At 69.9% G+C, this 18,172-nt stretch carries 16 protein-coding genes; 7 read left to right on the top strand and 9 right to left on the bottom strand.

Annotated features, from left to right (window positions below; genetic code table 11):
• Positions 1-8: 8 nt before the first annotated feature.
• A complete protein-coding gene (locus HNR07_RS02130; protein WP_184361208.1) occupies positions 9-752 on the bottom strand; it encodes a hypothetical protein in 744 nt (247 codons plus the stop codon).
• Positions 753-831: 79 nt separating this feature from the next.
• Here HNR07_RS02130 and HNR07_RS02125 point away from each other — a divergent pair, with 79 nt between their 5' ends.
• A complete protein-coding gene (locus HNR07_RS02125) occupies positions 832-1,365 on the top strand; it encodes a DinB family protein (RefSeq protein ID WP_184361205.1) in 534 nt (177 codons plus the stop codon).
• A 148-nt stretch (positions 1,366-1,513) separates the two neighbouring features.
• On the opposite strand, the gene HNR07_RS02120 is transcribed toward HNR07_RS02125, so the two are convergent.
• From HNR07_RS02120 to HNR07_RS02110, 3 genes are all read right to left on the bottom strand, one after another.
• Positions 1,514-2,383 carry a PadR family transcriptional regulator gene (locus HNR07_RS02120; protein ID WP_184361202.1) on the bottom strand — a complete coding sequence of 290 codons (870 nt, stop codon included), beginning with the start codon at positions 2,381-2,383 and terminating at the stop codon, positions 1,514-1,516.
• Between the two features lie 192 nt (positions 2,384-2,575).
• On the bottom strand, positions 2,576-6,136 hold the full coding sequence (dnaE, locus tag HNR07_RS02115; protein WP_184361199.1) for a DNA polymerase III subunit alpha: 3,561 nt from the start codon (positions 6,134-6,136) through the stop codon (positions 2,576-2,578).
• A gap of 942 nt (positions 6,137-7,078) precedes the next feature.
• Positions 7,079-7,954: a hypothetical protein gene (locus HNR07_RS02110; protein WP_184361196.1), complete on the bottom strand. Its 876-nt coding sequence runs from the start codon at positions 7,952-7,954 to the stop codon at positions 7,079-7,081.
• A 136-nt stretch (positions 7,955-8,090) separates the two neighbouring features.
• On the opposite strand from HNR07_RS02110, the gene HNR07_RS02105 reads away from it, so the two are divergent.
• Complete coding sequence (locus HNR07_RS02105) at positions 8,091-9,353, top strand: endonuclease/exonuclease/phosphatase family protein (protein ID WP_312893540.1); 1,263 nt, start codon at positions 8,091-8,093, stop codon at positions 9,351-9,353.
• 5 nt (positions 9,354-9,358) lie between these two features.
• Here the strand turns inward: HNR07_RS02105 and HNR07_RS02100 are convergent, their stop codons facing one another.
• The 3 genes from HNR07_RS02100 to HNR07_RS02090 all read right to left on the bottom strand — a co-directional run bounded on the left by HNR07_RS02100 (position 9,359) and on the right by HNR07_RS02090 (position 11,298).
• On the bottom strand, positions 9,359-9,700 hold the full coding sequence (locus HNR07_RS02100) for a chorismate mutase (RefSeq protein WP_376769895.1): 342 nt from the start codon (positions 9,698-9,700) through the stop codon (positions 9,359-9,361).
• A 302-nt stretch (positions 9,701-10,002) separates the two neighbouring features.
• The gene (locus HNR07_RS02095) at positions 10,003-10,665 is read right to left on the bottom strand and encodes a PaaI family thioesterase (RefSeq protein WP_184361193.1); all 663 of its coding nucleotides are present in this window, start codon (positions 10,663-10,665) and stop codon (positions 10,003-10,005) included.
• A gap of 195 nt (positions 10,666-10,860) precedes the next feature.
• Positions 10,861-11,298 carry a GNAT family N-acetyltransferase gene (locus HNR07_RS02090; RefSeq protein ID WP_184361190.1) on the bottom strand — a complete coding sequence of 146 codons (438 nt, stop codon included), beginning with the start codon at positions 11,296-11,298 and terminating at the stop codon, positions 10,861-10,863.
• A gap of 66 nt (positions 11,299-11,364) precedes the next feature.
• On the opposite strand from HNR07_RS02090, the gene HNR07_RS02085 reads away from it, so the two are divergent.
• The 4 genes from HNR07_RS02085 (at position 11,365) to HNR07_RS02070 (ending at position 14,713) form a co-directional block, all read left to right on the top strand.
• Entirely contained in the window at positions 11,365-12,237 is an 873-nt protein-coding gene (locus HNR07_RS02085) for an AraC family transcriptional regulator (protein ID WP_184361187.1), read from the top strand.
• A gap of 81 nt (positions 12,238-12,318) precedes the next feature.
• On the top strand, positions 12,319-13,563 hold the full coding sequence (locus tag HNR07_RS02080; RefSeq protein WP_184361184.1) for a GNAT family N-acetyltransferase: 1,245 nt from the start codon (positions 12,319-12,321) through the stop codon (positions 13,561-13,563).
• A gap of 92 nt (positions 13,564-13,655) precedes the next feature.
• Positions 13,656-14,402, top strand: coding sequence for an AzlC family ABC transporter permease (locus HNR07_RS02075; RefSeq protein WP_312893538.1), 747 nt, complete (start codon positions 13,656-13,658; stop codon positions 14,400-14,402).
• On the top strand, positions 14,399-14,713 hold the full coding sequence (locus HNR07_RS02070) for an AzlD domain-containing protein (protein ID WP_184361181.1): 315 nt from the start codon (positions 14,399-14,401) through the stop codon (positions 14,711-14,713). Before HNR07_RS02075 ends, HNR07_RS02070 begins: the two co-directional genes overlap by 4 nt.
• A 63-nt stretch (positions 14,714-14,776) precedes the next feature.
• Here the strand turns inward: HNR07_RS02070 and HNR07_RS02065 are convergent, their stop codons facing one another.
• Together HNR07_RS02065 and tdh are read right to left on the bottom strand one after the other, a co-directional pair.
• Complete coding sequence (locus tag HNR07_RS02065) at positions 14,777-15,955, bottom strand: glycine C-acetyltransferase (protein WP_184371279.1); 1,179 nt, start codon at positions 15,953-15,955, stop codon at positions 14,777-14,779.
• A gap of 69 nt (positions 15,956-16,024) precedes the next feature.
• A complete protein-coding gene (gene tdh, locus HNR07_RS02060; RefSeq protein ID WP_184361177.1) occupies positions 16,025-17,077 on the bottom strand; it encodes an L-threonine 3-dehydrogenase in 1,053 nt (350 codons plus the stop codon).
• Between the two features lie 86 nt (positions 17,078-17,163).
• Between tdh and HNR07_RS02055 the strand changes: the two genes are divergently transcribed.
• Positions 17,164-18,132, top strand: a complete 969-nt coding sequence (locus HNR07_RS02055) for a LysR family transcriptional regulator (RefSeq protein WP_184361174.1) — start codon at positions 17,164-17,166, stop codon at positions 18,130-18,132.
• Positions 18,133-18,172: the final 40 nt, after the last annotated feature.

Below are 18,172 nucleotides of genomic sequence, written 5' to 3'. Positions count from 1 at the left end.
GGGCGGGATCAGCTCCGCGGGCCTTCCGGGCCGGAGTTCTCCCCCTCCGCGACGACCGGCGGCTCCTGCCCTTCCGGGGCGGGGGTCGCCGTTGTGTTGCTGGAAGCAGGCGGGTGGAGGGCAGGCGTGGCGGAGTCGAGTGTGTCGGGAGCGGACGTGTGGAGGTCGGCTTTCTCAGGAACTGGCTTCTCGGCGTGGACGGGTTCGGGGACGCCGGGCTGGTCACCACGGAGCAGGCTGAAGGCGTCCAGCAGCCCGTACTGGAGGATGTACACGAAGGGCCAGGCGACCAGGAAGGCGGTGGCCTGGAGTTGCAGGGCCGCGATGACCGTGTCACCGGCCCCGGCCGCCTGGACCGACTCGCGGGCCGGGCCGTCCAGGGCGACGCCGATCTGCCACACCAGCAACGCGGCCACGACCGAACCCAGCGCGCCCGCGACCAGGCCGACCAGGCGCAGATCCTGGAAGCTCCGCCGAGCCAGCGAGAACTGGAGCATGTAGGTGGCGTAACCGGTGACCAGTCCGGCCAGTGCGGTGATCAGCACGAAGTAGCCCTCACCGGCGAAGACGGTCTCCGAGGCCCCGGTGAAGACCCCGCCGTCCGGCAGGACCACCACCTCCGGGCGCGGCGCGAGCCACCACCACAGCGGGCCCAGCAGGGCACCCAGCAGGGCCACACCCCCGAAGAAGGCCGCGCCCACGGCCAGGCCGCGCACCAGCCCCGACGCACCCGTGCCGCTCTGTTCCGCCATCAGCCGCTCCTCCTTCTTCACCGTCCGGACCTGCCGAAAACCAGTGGATACCGGACATGGCCCGAAGGAGAATACCGCCATGAGCGAGAAGAGCACTTCCCTGACCGTGTCCGAGCGTGTCGATCCTCCCATGGCCGCCGACGAGCGGACGATGCTTCTGGCGTGGCTGGACTGGCACCGGGCCACGGTGCACCGCAAATGCGCCGGACTGGCCGCCGAACTGTCCTCGTCCGCGCCGCTGCCGTCGTCACCGATGTCCACCATCGGCGGGATCGTGTCCCATCTGCGCTGGGTGGAGGCGTTCTGGTTCGAGGTCGTGATGCTCAACCAACCCGACGTCGCTCCCTATTCGGTCGAGGACCCTGACGCGGAGTTCAGGATCGGGGCGCGGCGCCCCCTGGACGAGCTCCTCGCCGAGTACGCCGCCCAGTGCGAACGCTCCCGGGAGATCACCTCCCGCCTGGAGCTGGGCAACTCCTCCCGCCGGGTACTGACCGAGCGCGGTCGGGTGACGCTGCGCTGGGTGCTCATGCACATGGTCGAGGAGACCGCGCGGCACAACGGGCACCTGGACGTCCTCCGAGAGCTGGCGGACGGCACCACCGGCGAGTAGTTCGGTCGAAGGCGGGCTCACCGGGGTACGAGGGCCCGGGACGGGGTGTGTACCGTCCCGGGCCCCCGTGCTGTCCGGGCCAGGTCCTGACGCGCCGGTCCTCAGCCCTCTTCGCCGCGGGTCTTCGTCAGCTCTGCCCCCGTCGCCGTCAGTCCTCGTCGTCGGGGTCGTCGGGCGCGCTGTCCCCGGTGCCCTCGTCGGCGAGGATCAGGTAGAGCCCCCGCTTGGTCTCGGCCAGCAGGCGCTTGGCCCGCTCCAGCTGCTCCGGGGTCCCGGCCTGGGCGACCTGGGAGGCGGCGGCCGAGAGCTGGTACGCCAGGGTGCTGATCTCCTCGTAGCGGGACCTGGCGTCGGCGTAGGCGTCCGCGCCCGCCTCCCACGGCGGGGTGAGGTCGGCGCCGTTCTCCTCAAGGTAGGCGATGCCCTCGTCGGTGAGCCGATAGGGACGGCGGCGCCCCTCCCCCTCGATCTGGGCGACCAGTCCCTCGTCCTCCAGTTGTTGGAGCATGGGGTAGACGGAGCCGGGGCTGGGGCGCCAGGCCCCGCCGCTGCGTTCGCGGCCCTCGCGGATGATCTCGTAGCCGCTGCGCGGTTCCTCGGCCAGCAGCATGAGGATTCCGGTGCGCACGTCACCGCGCCGAGCTCGGGTGCCGCGGCGGCCTCCGCCTCGTCCGTGCCCGTGCCCGCCCCCGAAGAGGCCGCCCGGGCCGAAGGGGCCGCCGGGGCCCATCGGCCCGTCGGGGCCGAACAGCCCGCCCGGGCCGAAGGGTCCGTCGCCGCCCTGCCACGGAGGCGGCGGGGGCGGTGATCCGGGAGGCCCCGGCGGGGGCGGCGGGGGGCCGAAGCCGTCACGCCTCGGACCGCGGTGTTCGCCGGGGTCGCTGGATTCGTCGTGCCCGTGTCGCGGACCGTGGTGCGCGTGCGGGGTTTCGGTGGGCCGCCAGGCCCAGGGCAGCTGGGGGCGCCCGGTGCGCCGTCCGCCCCAGGACCAGGGGCCGGGAAGTGCCATCGCGGTCATGTCGTTCTCCTTGGTATCGATCGTTGTCGAGTAACCTCGACCGTTCACGACTGTCATTACGTGAACCGATAGCTCAAAGATATATCGTTAAATCGACCTCGGCAAGGGCGAAGACGGAAAATCCCCGCGTGCGGTGCCGCACACGGGGATTCTCGCTGGCCAGGAGGCCAGAGCGGGGGTCAGAACCCGGGCTTAGTAGTCGACCGAGTACGCCCCCAGCAGGCTCTTCATCTCACCGTTGAACTCCGGCGAGATCCGCACCGAGTAGTCCACCGCGTAGATCCGGGAGCGCACCGGGTTGTCCACCCGGATCCGCACCGGGGTGTCACCCCTGTGCGAGCTCAGCACCTGGCGCAGGTCGTCGACGAGCTCGGGGTTCAGGCGCTCCTCCGCCACCGAGAGCAACACCGGCGGTTCGCCTTCGGTGATGTGCGAGATGTCCAGGATCGACATCTCCGACGTGAACATCGAGTACGTGCCGTCCCGGTCGTTGAGCCGGCCCTTGACCGTGACCGCGGTGTCCTCCAGCAGGGCGTCCACGTACAGCGGATAGGTCTTGGGGAAGAACAGCACCTCCATGGATGCGTCCAGGTCCTCCACCGTGGCGATGGCCCACTGGTTGCCCGCCTTGTTGGTGCGCTTGTCGACCTTGGAGATCAGCCCGGCGATGCGCACCTCTCCGCGCTCGCGGGCCAGGTCACCGGCGACGATCTGCGCGATCGAGGTGTCCCTGGAACGGGCCAGCACCCGCTCGGCTCCGGCCAGCGGGTGACTGGACACGTACAGGCCCAGCATCTCCCTTTCGAAGGCCAGCTTGGTCTTGCGGTCCCATTCCTCGTCACCCCACTGGATGTTCAGCCCGATGGGGGTGGAGTCGCTGTCGTCGTCCCCGCCGCCGAACAGGTCGAACTGGCCGTGGGCCTCCTGCTTCTTCGAGCTGATCATGCCCTCGACCGCGGTCTCGTGGTGGCGGTAGAGCTCCCGCCGGGGCTGGCCCAGTGAGTCGAAACCGCCCGCCTTGATCAGCGACTCGATCACCCGCTTGTTACAGGCGGCCAGCTCGATCTTGGAGAGGAAGTCGGTGAAGGACGTGTAGTTGCCCTTCTCCGTGCGGGTCTTGACGATCGAGTTCACCACGTTGGCGCCGACGTTGCGCACCGCGCCCATGCCGAAGCGGATGTCCTTGCCGACCGGGGTGAAGCGCAGACCGGACTCGTTGACGTCGGGCGGCAACACCTTGATGCCCTGGGTCCGGCACTCAGCGAGGTAGACCGCCATCTTGTCCTTGTCGTCACTGACCGAGGTCAGCAGCGCGGCCATGTAGGCGGCCGGGTAGTTGGCCTTGAGGTAGGCGGTCCAGTAGGAGACCAGCGCGTAGCCAGCGGCGTGCGACTTGTTGAACGCGTAGCCCGCGAACGGGAGCATGACGTCCCACAGGGCCTGGACGGCCTCCTGGGAGAAACCGCGCTCCTTCGCGCCGGGGAAGAACTTGGCCTCCTCCTCTTCCAGGGCCTCCTTCTTCTTCTTGCCCATCGCGCGCCGCATCAGGTCGGCGCCGCCCAGCGTGTAACCGGCCAGCTGCTGGGCGATGGCCATGATCTGCTCCTGGTAGACGAGCAGGTGGAAGGTCTCCCCGAGGATCGGCTCAAGGGCGTCCTTGAGTTCCGGGTGGATCGGGGTCACTTCCTGGCGGCCGTTCGAGCGGTCGGCGTAGTCGTTGTGCGCGTTGGCCGCCATCGGACCGGGGCGGTAGAGCGACAGGACGGCCGCGATGTCACCGAACTTCTTCGGCTCCATCCGCTTGAGCAGGTTGCGCATCGCGCCGCCGTCCAGCTGGAACACGCCCAGGGTGTCGCCCCGGGAGAGCAACTGGTAGGTCTTCTTGTCATCCAGGGGCAGCTTCGCGAGATCGATGTCGATCCCCTCGGCCTCCTTGATGCTCTTGACCGCGTCATCCATGATCGTCAGGTTGCGCAGGCCCAGGAAGTCCATCTTGAGCAGACCCATCTCCTCGCACTGAGGATAGGGAAAGCCGGTGATGATGGCGCCGTCGGAGTCACGCTTGTGCAGTGGGATGACGTCGAGCAGGGGTTCCTTGGACAGGATGACGCCCGCGGCGTGCACACCGGTGCCGCGGGTCAGGCCCTCGATACCGCGCGCGGTCTCCATGACCTTGTTGACCTGGGGGTCGTTGTCGACCAGGTTACGCAGCTCGGTGGTCTCGCCGTAGCGCTCGTTCTCGGTGTTGAACACCGCGTCGAGCGGGATCTCCTTACCGCCGACCGCCGCCGGGAAGGCCTTCGTGATCTGGTCGCCGACCGAGTACGGCATGCCCAGAATCCGCGCCGCGTCCTTCACCGCGGCCTTGGCCTTGATGGTGCCGAAGGTGAGGATCTGCGCCACCCGCTCCTCGCCGTACAGGCGGGTGACGTACTCGATCATCTCGCCGCGCCTACGCTCGTCGAAGTCGAGGTCGACATCGGGCATGGACACACGTTCGGGGTTGAGGAACCGCTCGAACAGCAGACCGTGCTCCAGCGGGTCCAGGTCGGTGATGCCCAGGACGTAGGCGATCATCGACCCCGCCGCCGAGCCACGGCCCGGGCCCAGCGCGATACCCGCCTTGCGCGCGTACTGGCAGATGTCGGCGGTCACGAGGAAGTAGGCGGGAAAGCCCATCTCGTTGATGATGCCGAGCTCGAACTCCACCCGCCGGCGGACCTCGTCACTCGTCCCGTCCGGGTAGCGCGTCGGCAGCAGCCGCTCGACCTCCTTGGCCAGCCAGGAGGCCTGCGTCTCCCCCTCCGGAATGGGGAACTCCGGCATCAGGTCCCGGTGCGCGAAGACCTCGTTGTAGGCATCGGGCGCGATCCGCTCCGCGATCAGCAGGGTGTTCTTGCAGCCCTGCTCCCACTCCTCGAAGTTGAGCAGCCCGCGCATCTCGTCCGCGGTCTTGAGGTAGTAGCCCGAACCGTTGAACCGGAAACGGGTGGGGTCGTCCAGGTTCTTACCGACACCCACGGCCAACAGAGCATCGTGCGCCGCGGCCTGCGACTCGTACACGTAGTGCGAGTCGTTGGTGACCAGCGGCGGAATGCTCAGCTCCCGGCCGACCTTGAGCAGCCCGTCACGGACCTCCTTCTCGATCGGCACACCGTGATCCATCAGCTCCAGGAAGACGTTCTCCTTGCCGAAGATGTCCTGGAGCCCCGCGGCGTACTCGATCGCCTCCTTCTCCTGTCCCAGGCGCAGACGCGTCTGCACGCCGCCGGAGGGGCAACCGGTGGAGACGATGACACCCTCGTTGTACTGCTGCATGAGCTCCAGGTCCATCCGGGGCTTCATGTAGTAGCCCTCGGAAGAAGCCAGGGAAGACATCCGGAAGAGGTTCCGCAGTCCGTGCGCGTTCTCGGCGAGCATCGTCATGTGCAGGTAGCGGCCGCCACCGGAGATGTCCTTGCCGCCCTCGGCCGAGGCGTCGTCCGACGTGTTCGAACGCCCCCAGAAGACCCGCTTCTTGTGGAAGCGCGACTCCGGCGCGACGTACGCCTCGATCCCGATGATGGGCTTCACACCCGAGCCCCTGGACTGCTGGAAGAACTCGTAGGCCCCGAACATGTTGCCGTGGTCGGTCATGGCCACGGCCGGCATCTCCAGCCGTGCCGCCTCCTTGAACAAGGGCTTCAACTTCGCCGCCCCGTCGAGCATCGAGTACTCGGTGTGGACGTGCAGATGAGCGAAGGAGTCGGCCATGACGCAGGTGCCCCCAGGCGGGTAGACGGATGTGTGGTGACTCCTGAGCCTACGACTTCCCCACGACTTTCGCAGACGCCTGTGGGCAACCAACCCCGTCCGAACGGCACGACGATCCCCGATCGTTCCGAAGATCACCCCGGGGACAGAGGGAGCACACGCGAAGGAGGGAGCGCCCCAGGTCTGCGCGCACCCGGCAGCGTGTCGCGGCGGTGGGGCGGAAGCCGCCCGAGCCCCTGTGGCGGAGTCACCCAGGGCAGTGCGAGCGGGCCCAGTGGGGGCACGGCTGCCTGCCCTGCCCGAGAGCGGGCAGGGCAGGCCGTGCGAGTGGGGCCGGTTTTCAGCGTGGAAGCATGGCACCCGGAACCCGCGCCTGAGACTGTCCGCTGCTTCCGAAACCCCTGTATCCCCGATGATCTTGCTACCAGGGGCGAGTTCGGCGCCGAACTCGCCCCTGGTAGCAAGATCATCTTCGAACAGAGGACCGAAACAGGCGCCCGCCCCCAGACACCACCACTGCCCTCGCGAACGCTGACCTCGCCACCGCTTTTCGTTGCCCGCCTTGACCGGCCGCGACACGCGACCCGGTACGCGCAGGCGTGGGGAAGGCACCGGCCGAAGGCCGAGGTAGCTGGCGGTTGCCGTTGGGCCCCCTGGGGCCCGCCTGCCGCCCCGACCGCGCCTCCCCTGTTTCCCGATAGTCGCCCACCGCCGTCGTAGCGAAGCGGGTCAAGGTGGAGCGCTGCTCCAGCGCGAAGCGCTCCGACGGCGACGGCCCTGACGCGCGCAGCGCAGAGGGCCACCATCGAGCGGCGGGAAACGGGGGAATCCCAGGAAACACACGACGCCGGGAACTCGACTGCCGCACCGACAGGCGCGGAGAGCCCAAGCTAGCCTGAGCCGGATTCGGGATACGGACTAGGGAGGTTCTCGCGCCTTGGGTCAGGGTCGGAAGGTTCCGCCGGAGGCGCGGAGGCCGTGGGCGAGGGTGCGGAGCCAGGGGTCGCGGAAGGCGGGTTCGGCGGTCAGGGTCCGGTGGACGAGGGAGCGGACTCGGCGGGTGCGGCCGTGGGCGTGGATGCTCAGGGCCTCGGCGAGCCCCCGGCGGGCCTTCTCGTCGTGGCGCGGGCGGGTGACGGAGGGGTCGGACCAGCGGGAGCGCCGGAAGGAGTGCTCGGTCTTGGGCTGGGAGTTGCCCAGGTGCCCCCAGAGGAATCGGTCGATGGAGACGTTGCGCACGGCGCTGGGCTGCAGGTCGCTCGTCCACTCCGCGTGTTGCTGCCAGCGCCAGGTGTTCGGGCTGGTCTTCTCCCGTACGGTGATGCCGAGGTAGCGGAGCCTGCGGCGGATGAGGTTCCAGGACACCCGTTCGTCGTCGATCCAGTCGCGCAGCTCACGGTGCAGGTTGCCGAAGGTGGAACCGTGCAGGACCAGGTCCGCGAAGACCACGGGGCGTTCGCGGGCGGCCAGGCTCCGGGGGCTGATCCCGGAGGCGGTGAGGTTGGTGCGCAGCTGGGCGCGTTCGTCGGGGGTCACCTCCTCGCCGTCGAAGCCGTAGAGGGACAGCGGCAGGCGGTGCAGCCGCTCCCGGTGGCCTGTGTCGGCGAGCACCCCGCTGAGCAGGTCGTACACGCTGTCGGGGGAACGCCCCACGAAGTACAGGTCGCCGTCGGCGCTGCGGGCCAGGACCTTGGCCGCGCACTCGGCGAGGGCATCGACGTAACCGGGTTCGTAGTCGATTCCATCGGTGAGGGAGCCGGTCCGATCACCGCCGGAGATGTCCCAGCGGAAGGGGAGGTTGGGTTCCTTGTGTGCCATGACAAGCCAGTCAAACAAGGCGGGAGGGGACCGCCAAGGGATTTTCGGTGTTGTTCGGACAGCGGAGGTACACCGTTCGGCCACGCTCGCCTGTTACGCTCCGGCGCGCGAACCACCGCTGAGAGGACCACCTTCCGTGACCAACAGGCCCCGCCGCATCGCCTCCACCGCCACCCTCGTGCTGGCCGCCTCCGCACTGACCGCGCTGCCCTCCTCCGCCGCGGAGTCGCCGTCGGTCCCCGCTCCACCGGGCGCGCACGAGGTGCGCTTCTCGACCTTCAACACCGCCCTGGAACGCCCGGAGCAGGGCGCCCTGGCCGAGGAACTGGCCACCCCCGACAGCGAGCAGGCCCGCAACGTCGCCGAGATCATCCAGCACGTGCGCCCCGACGTCCTGCTGGTCAACGAGTTCGACTACGACGAGACGGGCGCGAGCCCCCGGCTCTTCCAGGACAACTACCTCTCCATCGCGCAGAACGGCGCCGAGCCCATCGAGTACCCGTACGTGTACTCCGCGCCGGTCAACACCGGTGTGGCCTCGGGTGTGGACCTGAACGGCGACGGCGAGGCGGTGACCGAGCCGGGCACCCCCGAGTACGCCGAGGACGCCTTCGGCTACGGGATCTTCCCCGGCCAGTACGGGATGGTCGTCTACTCGCGGTACCCGATCGTCACCGACCAGGTGCGCACCTTCCAGAACTTCCTGTGGGCCGACATGCCCGGCGCGCTGCTGCCCACCGACCCCGGGACCGGCGAGCCGTACTACTCCGAGGAGGCTCTGGAGGTGCTGCGGCTGTCCTCCAAGAGCCACTGGGACATCCCGATCGACACCGGACGCGGCCGGCCAGTACACCTGCTGGCCAGCCACCCGACTCCCCCGGCCTTCGACGGCCCGGAGAAGCGCAACGTGGCGCGCAACCACGACGAGATCCGCTTCTGGGCCGACTACGTCACCCCTCGGGCCGGTTCCTACATCTACGACGACCAGGGGGAGGCCGGCGGCCTCGCCCCCGGCTCTCCGTTCGTGATCGCGGGTGACCTCAACGCCGACCCCAACGACGGGGACGGGCACCCGGAGGCGATGACCCAACTACTCGAACACCGCGACATCGTGGACGTGCGCCCCTCCAGCCAGGGCGGACTCGGTGCGGCCCAGCGCCAGGGCGGCGCCAACGACGAACACGAGGGCGACCCGAGGCTGGACAGCGCCGACTTCGCCGACGAACCCGGCCCGGGCAACCTCCGCGTGGACTACGTCCTACCGTCCCGATCGCTGCCCGCCCGCGGCTCGGGGGTGTTCTGGCCGACCGTGGACGACCCGCTGTTCCGGCTGACCGGGGACTACCCCTTCCCCAGCTCGGACCACCGCCTGGTGTGGGTGGACGTGGTGCGTCCGTAGCCCGGTCAGCTTGCGCTGGCCGCTTCCTCCTGGGCGGCGGCCAGCCCCGCACTGATCACGCTGTCCATGATCTCGGCGAGGCGGTCGGCGCCCAGGCGGGGCGCGTGTTCGGCCATGCGCTCGACCAGTTCACGCTCGCGTCCCAGGTCGCGCCCGGCGAAGTAGCCGACCGGCTTGAGCCGCTGGACCTGGGCGGCGATCAGAGCGCGGCGCTCGAGGAGCTCGGCGAGTTCGGCGTCCATCTGGTCGATCCGGCCGCGCAGCAGGAGGATCTGCTCCTCGGCCTGGGCCTCGACGGAGGGCACGGTTTCGCTGGACGGCGCGGTTTCGGTGTGGCGGTCGTGCACGGTGTTCCCTCTCGGGTCTGGATGCGTACGCGGATGCGGCGCGGCCGTACGTCCCCTCCAGGAACCGTGTGCTGGGGCGTCGGCCGCCCGAAAAGACGAAAGAGCACCGGGCTGCTGCCCAAGTGCTCTGTTGCCGACGTTCCCGTTTCCGCCTACGTGAAAGCGGCCGACGGGTGCGTCGGCTGGCTAAACACGAAATAGCGGTGGGTCACGGTGGTGATGGTACTACACCGCGAGGGTTCGCGCCCCGCCTGGACGGCGCGCGAACCCTCGCAGAGTCTTCGCCCAGCTCGGCGGGCTGGTTACTCGGCGGCCTCGACCTGGATCATAAGCCCGGTGGCCTCGGCGGTGACCTGGCCGTGGGCTCGGATCCGACCGGCGACGAAGACCTTGCGGCCCTCGACCCGCTCCACCCAGGAGGTGATCTCCAGCGGGGTGAACAGCGGGGTGGGCCGGCGGTAGTTGATCTCCAGCTTGGCGGTCAGCCCGGGGCTGGTCTCCACGGCCGAGACGCTGCCGACGGCCTGGTCGAGCATGGCCGCGATCCAGCCGCCGTGCACCAGGCCGGGAGGGCCCTGGTAGATGGTGTTGAGGGTGATCTCGGCGCGCAGGCCCTCGTCGGTGCGGTCGAGGAAGAGCCGCGGGGCGGCCGGGTTGGTCTCGCCCTCGACGATGTTGGTGATGGTGCCGACCATGGTGGTGCCGTCGCCGAGCTCACGGCGGACCATGGTGCCGATCTGGCGGCGGGCGACGTTGAGCCGGCCGGTCAGCTCCTCGACGGTGGCAGCGGTCTCGGCCAGCGTGTCGGTGTCGACCTCGGTGTTGGCGACGGCGTCGACGAGGTCGTGCACGCGGGAGACCAACGTGCGCAGTTCGGCGGGGATCGCGTGAGCGTCGACGAGGGGGAGCCCGAAGGCTCGGGGGTCGTCGGGGCTCTCGGTGACCGGCTGCGTGTTGACCGTCATCTGTTCCTCGTCGGATCGGTGTTCGTTCTCGGCTGGCCGGTGCGCGTGAGGAGCGCACCGGGGGACACCAACGTCAAAACCGAATCGTACTCGGTAGTATTCCGACGGGTCAGGGCACGGGGGTGCGCTCCCCGTCACACTGGACGGGGAGCGGGGGCTTCCAGGTGCCCGAAGCCAGACTTCCGGGGAGCCCGGTCAGCCGAGTTTGTGCTCCATGTGCAGGTGAGGGATGCCCGCGTCCATGAACTCCTCGCCGTGGGCGGTGTAGCCCAGGCGCTCGTAGAAGCCCAGCGCGTGCGTCTGCGCGTGCAGTTCCACCCGGTCGAGCCCCGACTCGCGCGCCAGGTCCTCGGCGGCGCGGACCAGCGCGGCCCCGGTCCCCTTCCCCCGGCCCGCGGGCAGGACGGCCATCCGGCCCAGGAGCCCGGAACCGTCGCCCTGGTCCACCAGCCGGACCGTGCCCACCGGCACCCCGTCCACGAGGGCGAGGAGGAAGGAAGCGGCGGTGTCCCGCTCGTCCCACTCCTCCTCGATGGGGACCTGCTGCTCCGCGACGAACACGGCACCCCGGATGACGAAGACGGCCGCGCGGTCCCGCTCGTCCAGGACCCGGCGAATCTGTGGCTTGCTCATCCGCGCAGACTACTCCGCGCGGGCCCGCCCTCCCGCACCTGGCCCCTCCCGCCATAACCTGGAGGTATGGAACCCGGAGGTCTGGAACTGCCCAGTGAGGTCCACCCCACCGTCGAGGACCCCCGGGTGGAGCGCGCGCGGTACTGGCGCTTCTCCGGGCTGCCCGACACCGAACTCCTCACCGCGCGGTTCGTCACCACGACCTTCACCCGGCACACACACCCCACGTACACCATCGGCATGATCACCGCGGGTGTGGAGGAGTACTCCCACCCGGGCGGACGCTCGCGGGTCGGGCCGGGCGGGCTGGCCGTGGTCGGTCCCGGCGAAGTGCACACCGGGCACGCTGGTATCCCCGAGGGGTGGGGCTACCGGGTCTTCTACCCCGCGCCCGAGGTGGTCGAGGGCATCGGCCGGGAGCTGGGCATGCGCGGCACCCCCGCGTTCACCGACTCCGGGATCGACGCCCCCGAGGTCTCCCGTGTCCTGGTGCGGGCGCACATGGCGGCTGAGCGCGGGGAACGCCTGGCGGCGTCCTCACTGGCCAGGCAGGGCATCGCCATGCTGCTGCGGTCCCACGGCCGCGAGCGCGGAACAGAGGGCGGCGGACACGCGGCACTGCCGGAGGTGCTCCGGGCACGGGAGCTGTTGGCCGAACGCCTGGTGGATCCGCCGACCCTGGAGGAACTGGCGGCACGCACGGGGATCGGCCCCTTCGCCCTGACACGGGCCTTCCGTGCCGCCTACGGGCTGCCCCCGCACGCCTACCTGAACCAGATGCGGGTGGACCGCGCCCGGGCGCTGCTGCTCCAGGGGCGGCGCGCGAGCGAGGTCGCCGTGGAGGTGGGGTTCGCCGACCAGCCCCACCTGACCCGCCACTTCCGCCGCCACCTGGGCGTCCCCCCGGTCGCCTACCAACGCGCCCTACGCGCCTCCTGACCCGTTACCCCGGCCCTCCCAAAGCCCGGCACGCTCGAAACCCGGTGGCACCGGACCCGGTCATCACGATACGAAGACCCCATGAGCGACCCGTACCCCCTGCGCCCGCTGCACGAGCACGAGATCACCGACTGGGCCCGGATGACCTGCGACACCTACGGCACGGACTGGTGGGAAGGGGGTCTGCGCGGGGTCCGGGGCAGCATCGAACCCGAACGCACCGTCGCCGCCTTCGACGGCGACCGGATCATCGGCGGCGGCGCGATCTACTCCCGCGATCTCACCGTCCCGGGCGCGGTGCGGCCGGCCGCGGGAGTCACCCTGATCGCGGTCTCCCCCACCCATCGCCGCCGGGGCGTACTCACCTCCATCATCCGCCGCCAGTTCGAGGACGTCCGGGAGCACGGCGAGTCGGTCGCGGCGCTCAACGCCTCCGAAGGCGGGATCTACGGCCGGTTCGGCTACGGGATGGCCTCGCGTCTGGCCCGGGTGAGCGGGGACAAACGCATGATGCGCCTGCATCCGGGCGTGGACACGGGACAGGGGCGGGTCCAGCTGCTCGACAGCGCACAGGCCCGCCCGCTGCTGGAGAAAGTCCACGACACGGTCCGCACCGGTTCGGTGGGCTGGCTCGACCGGCCCGAACGCTTCTGGGACGCCCTGCTGCGCGACGACCCGCCCGTACGCGGCGGCATGACGGCGATGCGCTTCGCCGTACACACCGAGCTGGGCGGCGAAGCGACGGGCTACGCGATCTACCGCTTCCGCGGCGCGGACGACAGCCGGGGCACCCCCGCCACCGTGCACGTGGTGGAACTGGCCGCGGCCCATCCCCGGGCCCACGCTTGCCTGTGGAACCTACTCATCAGCATCGACGCCCACCCCGGCCTCTACTACGAGGGCCCGGTCGACGACCCTCTGCCGCGCATGCTGACCGACGCCGGGGCCCTGAGCACCGGGGTGTTCGACAACCTGTGGGTGCGCCTGGTGGACGTGGAGCGAGCGCTGGCCGAACGCCGCTACTCCCTACCGCTGGACGTGGTCCTGGATGTGGACGACACCTTCTGCCCGTGGAACACCGGCCGCTACCGGCTGCGCGCCAACGGCGAGGACGTCAGGTGCGAACGCACCAGCGCCACAGCCGACCTGCGACTTTCCGCGGCCGAGCTCGGCGCCGCCTACCTGGGCGGCACGACCCTGGCGTCCCTGGCGTCGGCCGGACGGGTCACGGAGCTGACCCCGGGCTTCCTGTCCCGTTGCTCGGCGGCCTTCCGAGGCGAACGCGAACCCTTCCATCCCTCCGGTCGGGCCTTCCCCGCCTACTGACCCCGCCCTCCTCGGTATTCCCGGATCCACCCCCGCTCCAAGCGCAAGAACGTTCAAGACTCTTCGCCCGAACCCTCCTAACGTGGGCGAACGTGAAGACCTTCTCTCTACTCCGCTCGCCTGCGGTGCGGGACAGCCTGGGGATCGGTATCGCCGTGGGCGCCGCCGGGCTGGCCTTCGGCACCGCGGCCGTGGCCGCCGGGCTCTCCCCCGCCCAGGCTTTGTTCCTCAGTCTGTTCATGTTCACCGGCGCCTCCCAGTTCGCCCTGGTCGGGGTGATCGCAGGAGGCGGAAGCCTGGTCGCCGGGGCGTTGGGCGCCCTGCTTCTGGGCGCCCGCAACACCCTGTACGGACTGCGGTTGGCCGATGTGCTGGGATACCGGGGTGCCCGCCGGGCGCTGGCCGCGCACGGGGTGATCGACGAGACCGCCGCGGTGACGCTGGTCCAGCCGGACCGGGAGTCCGCGCGGACGGCGTTCATGACGACCTATGTGGTCCTGGGCGGTTTCTGGGTGGCCACGACCCTGGTGGGGGCGCTGGCCACGGACCGGGTGAGCGACATCGACGCGTTCGGGCTGGACGCGGTGGGCCCGGCCATCTTCCTGGGGCTGCTGTGGCCCCGACTGCGCGAGGGCGGTCCGCGCACCTGGCTGATCGCCGGACTGGGAGCGGGTCTGGCGCTGGCCGCGACCCCGTTCCTGGCGCCGGGAGTACCGGTGCTGCTGGCCGCATCCGCAGCGCTGATCTCGTTCATCGGTACCGCTGACCGGCCCGCGGAGCCAGCCGCCGGAGCCGACCGCACCGCCGACGACAACGAAGCCGAGGAGGTCCGGTCATGACGCTGTGGATCGCACTGATCGCCACCGCCGCCGGATGCTACCTGCTCAAGTACGCGGGTCTGGCGGCCCCGCGCCGCCTGCTGGACAACCCGTGGCTGCAACGGTTCGCCCTGGCCGTCCCCATCGCCCTGCTGGCCGCGCTGATCGCCGTGCAGGCGCTGGGCGACGGGCAGTCCCTGAACTGGGACACCGCCCGGATGGCCGGGGTGGGCGCGGCCCTACTCGCCCTGGTACTTCGCGCCCCGTTCCTGGTGGTGGTCGTCGCCGCTGCCGGGACCACCGCCGCCCTGCGGGCCTTCGGTATCGCCTAGTACACAAGCGAAAGGCGCCCAGGTCACGCTTCCTGGGCGCCTGCGAGACACTGGGGAGGGCCCCTAGTCGGCGCTTTCGCGGAGCTCGTCCCGGACCTGCGCGAACGCCGCCACCGCCGTGCGGATGTCCTCCTCGCTGTGCGCCGCCGAGAGCTGGACCCGGATGCGGGCCCTGCCCATGGGAACCACGGGGTAGGAGAACGCCGTCACGTACACGCCCTTGTCCAGGAGCGCGGACGCCATCCGTGCGGCCTCGGCGGCGTCACCGATCATCACCGGCACGATCGGGTGCTGCCCATCCAGCACGTCGAAGCCCGCGGCGGTGATCTCCGCCCGGAACAGTTCAGCGTTCCGGTTCAGCTTCGTCCGGAGGTCGTCGGCCTCGGAGAGCATGTCGAGCACGCGCAGGGAGGCTCCGACGATCATCGGGGCGAGCGAGTTCGAGAAGAGGTAGGGCCGCGACCGCTGCCGGAGGATCTCCACGATCTCGGCGTGCGCGGACACGTATCCGCCGCTGGCGCCGCCCAGCGCCTTGCCGAGCGTTCCGGTGATGATGTCCACCCGGTCCTGGACCCCGAACAGCTCGGGGGTTCCCCGCCCGTTCGGCCCGACGAAGCCGACGGCGTGGGAGTCGTCCACCATGACGAGCGCGTCGTGCCGCTCGGCCAGGTCGCAGATCTCGTCGAGCGGAGCGAGGTAGCCGTCCATCGAGAACACGCCGTCGGTGACGATCAGACGGTGACGGGCGTCCGCGGCGGCGACGAGCTGCTTCTCCAGGTCCGCCATGTCGCGGTTCTTGTACCGGAACCTGGCCGCCTTGCTGAGCCGGATCCCGTCGATGATGCTCGCGTGGTTCAGCTCGTCCGAGATCACCGCGTCCTCGGGGCCCAGGAGCGTCTCGAAGACCCCGCCGTTGGCGTCGAAACACGAGCTGTAGAGGATGGTGTCGTCGACCTGGAGGAACTCCGACAGTCGACGCTCCAGCTGAGCGTGCAGGTCCTGCGTTCCGCAGATGAACCGCACCGATGCCATCCCGAAGCCCGCCTCGTCGAGCGTGCGCTTGGCGGCCTCAATCAGGTCGGGGTGGTCGGCCAGGCCCAGGTAGTTGTTCGCGCAGAAGTTGAGGACGCTGTCGTCACCGACACTGATCCGTGCCGACTGCGGGCCGCTGATCAGCCGCTGGTCCTTGAACAGCCCCGCCTCACGGATGCCCTCGAGCTCCCGCGTGAGATGGTCGCGCATCGCTGCGTACACGTCACTCTCCTACTTTTCGCTAATCGTCGTTGAAACGGTCTCGGCCTACCGGATCGCCTAGGGGGTCGCCTGCGGGATCGACGGGGTGGTCCAGTCGAGCACGACCTTCCCGCACCGGCCGGAGGCGGCGACCGCGAAGGCCTCCTCGTGCTGTTCGTAGCCGAACCGGTGGGTGATGATCGGACTGATGTCGAGGCCGTTCTCGAGCAGCACCGACATGGCGTACCAGGTGTCGAACATCTCCCGCCCGTAGATGCCCTTGAGCGTGAGCATGCGGGTCACCACGGTCGCGAGGTCGACCGAGACGTCATCGGCGGGCAGACCGAGGATCGCGATGCGGCCGCCGGGGCTCATCGTCGAGATCGCCGATGCGAGGGCCTTGGCCTGCCCCGACATCTCGAACGCGACGTCGAAGCCCTCCTTCATGTGGTTGGCCGTCATGACGTCGGCCAGGTCCTCCTGCGACACGTCCACGGCGATCGTCGCGCCCATCTTCCGGGCCAGCTCGAGCCGGTACGGGCTCAGGTCGGTCACGACGACGCTGCGCGCCCCCGCGTGCCGCGCGGTCGCCGCGGCCATGACCCCGATGGGGCCGGCCCCGGTGACCAGAACGTCCTCGTTCATGACGGGGAAGGACAGCGCCGTGTGCACGGCGTTGCCGAAGGGGTCGAAGATGGCGGCGACGTCGAGGTCGATCGGGATGCGGTGCACCCAGACGTTCGACTCGGGGAGCACGACGTAGTCGGCGAACGCGCCGTTCGTGTTCACCCCCAGGCCGATCGTCCGGATGCACAGGTGACGGCGGCCAGCCATGCAGTTTCGGCACTTGCCGCAGACCAGGTGGCCCTCGCCGCTCACCAGGTCGCCGGCCTTCACGTCGCTGACGCCCCCGCCGACGTCGACGACCTCACCGACGAACTCGTGCCCGAGGACGAGCGGCGGCTCGATCACGGACTGCGCCCAGTGGTCCCAGGCGCTGATGTGCAGGTCGGTTCCGCAGATGCCGGTGCGCAGGACCTTGATGAGCACCTCGTGGCGGCCCATCACGGGATCCTTGACCTCGCCCAAGGTCAGCCCGGGCTCGCCTCGAAGTTTGGAAAGAGCCTTCATGCCCCCGATCATCACCCACCGGATATCATTAAGTCCATCACGAAGTCCTGTAGAGAAGCATCCAGATTTACTTAAAAGGGGATCGTGTGATCGACCCGCGCCGCCTGCGCGTACTCCAATCCGTCGCGCTCCACGGCACGGTCACCGCCGCGGCCCGGTCGCTCTACCTGTCCCCGTCCGCGGTGTCCCAGCAGCTGTCGGCGCTGGAGCGGGAGGTGGGTCTGGACCTCTTCGAACGCCACGGACGCAACATCCGGCTCACCACCTCGGGGACCGTGCTCGCCGGGTACGCGGTGCAGGTGTCCGCGATCCTGGAGCAGGCGGAGGCCGACCTGGCCGCCTCCGCGATCGGCGAGGTCGGCACCGTGGGTATCGCCGCCTTCCCGTCGGCGATCACCGAGGTCGTGGCACCCGCGCTCCGCACACTGCGGACCTCGGCGCCGCACCTGCGGGCGCACGTCACCGACGCGGAGGGAGCCGCCGCTCAGCGGCTCCTGGCCGAAGGCCAGGTGGACGTCTCGGTGTCCGTGGACTATCCGCAGGCCACGGACTCGACCCCGCAGGTGTTCAGCCACGCCCGCCTGTACTCGGAGCCGCTGGACGTGCTCGTGCCCTCGGACAGTGATCTGGCCGCAAGCGCCCAACTGTCACTGTCCCGGCTGGCCGGGGAGGCGTGGGTCACCCCGCTGCCGGGGAACCCGATCCACGACCTCACGCTCCTCGCGTGCCAGCAGGCGGGCTTCCAGCCCCGCGTGGAGTCGGTCTCGAACGACTTCCGCGCGGTCAGCGCGCTGGTCGGCGCGGGCGTCGGTGTCGCCCTGGCTCCGCGGTCGGCGATCACCGCCATCGACCTCCCGCGCGTCAGTGTCCTTCCGCTGCGGGGGCGCCCGCCGAGGAGGCACGTGTTCGTCTCCGTCCGGCACGGCACCGAGGGGCATCCTTTGGTGAACGCGGTGCTCAGCGCCCTGCACGAGCACGCCAGTGCCCTCGAGCCGCGGCGCAGGCGTCCGACGGCGGCGCAGCACCGCCACCCCGGGGACGAGGGCTCCGACTGACCCGTGCCGGTCGCTCCGGGCGGGGTTGTCCACAGGCGGC

The sequence above is a fragment of the Nocardiopsis metallicus genome, from assembly GCF_014201115.1.
In the GTDB taxonomy this organism is placed as follows: Bacteria; Actinomycetota; Actinomycetes; order Streptosporangiales; family Streptosporangiaceae; genus Nocardiopsis; species Nocardiopsis metallicus.
The sequence above is the reverse complement of the archived record's forward strand: the minus strand, read 5'-3'. Positions and strand labels throughout refer to the sequence as shown.

What these genes read in the sequence shown, in the direction of transcription:
- dnaE (WP_184361199.1), bottom strand. Translation starts at nt 6,136, where the DNA reads ATGGCCGACTCCTTCGCTCATCTGCACGTCCACACCGAGTACTCGATG.
- HNR07_RS02125 (WP_184361205.1), top strand. Translation starts at nt 832, where the DNA reads ATGAGCGAGAAGAGCACTTCCCTGACCGTGTCCGAGCGTGTCGATCCT.
- HNR07_RS02095 (WP_184361193.1), bottom strand. Translation starts at nt 10,665, where the DNA reads ATGACGGTCAACACGCAGCCGGTCACCGAGAGCCCCGACGACCCCCGA.
- HNR07_RS02120 (WP_184361202.1), bottom strand. Translation starts at nt 2,383, where the DNA reads ATGACCGCGATGGCACTTCCCGGCCCCTGGTCCTGGGGCGGACGGCGC.
- HNR07_RS02085 (WP_184361187.1), top strand. Translation starts at nt 11,365, where the DNA reads ATGGAACCCGGAGGTCTGGAACTGCCCAGTGAGGTCCACCCCACCGTC.
- HNR07_RS02070 (WP_184361181.1), top strand. Translation starts at nt 14,399, where the DNA reads ATGACGCTGTGGATCGCACTGATCGCCACCGCCGCCGGATGCTACCTG.
- HNR07_RS02090 (WP_184361190.1), bottom strand. Translation starts at nt 11,298, where the DNA reads ATGAGCAAGCCACAGATTCGCCGGGTCCTGGACGAGCGGGACCGCGCG.
- tdh (WP_184361177.1), bottom strand. Translation starts at nt 17,077, where the DNA reads ATGAAGGCTCTTTCCAAACTTCGAGGCGAGCCCGGGCTGACCTTGGGC.
- HNR07_RS02110 (WP_184361196.1), bottom strand. Translation starts at nt 7,954, where the DNA reads ATGGCACACAAGGAACCCAACCTCCCCTTCCGCTGGGACATCTCCGGC.
- HNR07_RS02065 (WP_184371279.1), bottom strand. Translation starts at nt 15,955, where the DNA reads ATGCGCGACCATCTCACGCGGGAGCTCGAGGGCATCCGTGAGGCGGGG.
- HNR07_RS02130 (WP_184361208.1), bottom strand. Translation starts at nt 752, where the DNA reads ATGGCGGAACAGAGCGGCACGGGTGCGTCGGGGCTGGTGCGCGGCCTG.
- HNR07_RS02080 (WP_184361184.1), top strand. Translation starts at nt 12,319, where the DNA reads ATGAGCGACCCGTACCCCCTGCGCCCGCTGCACGAGCACGAGATCACC.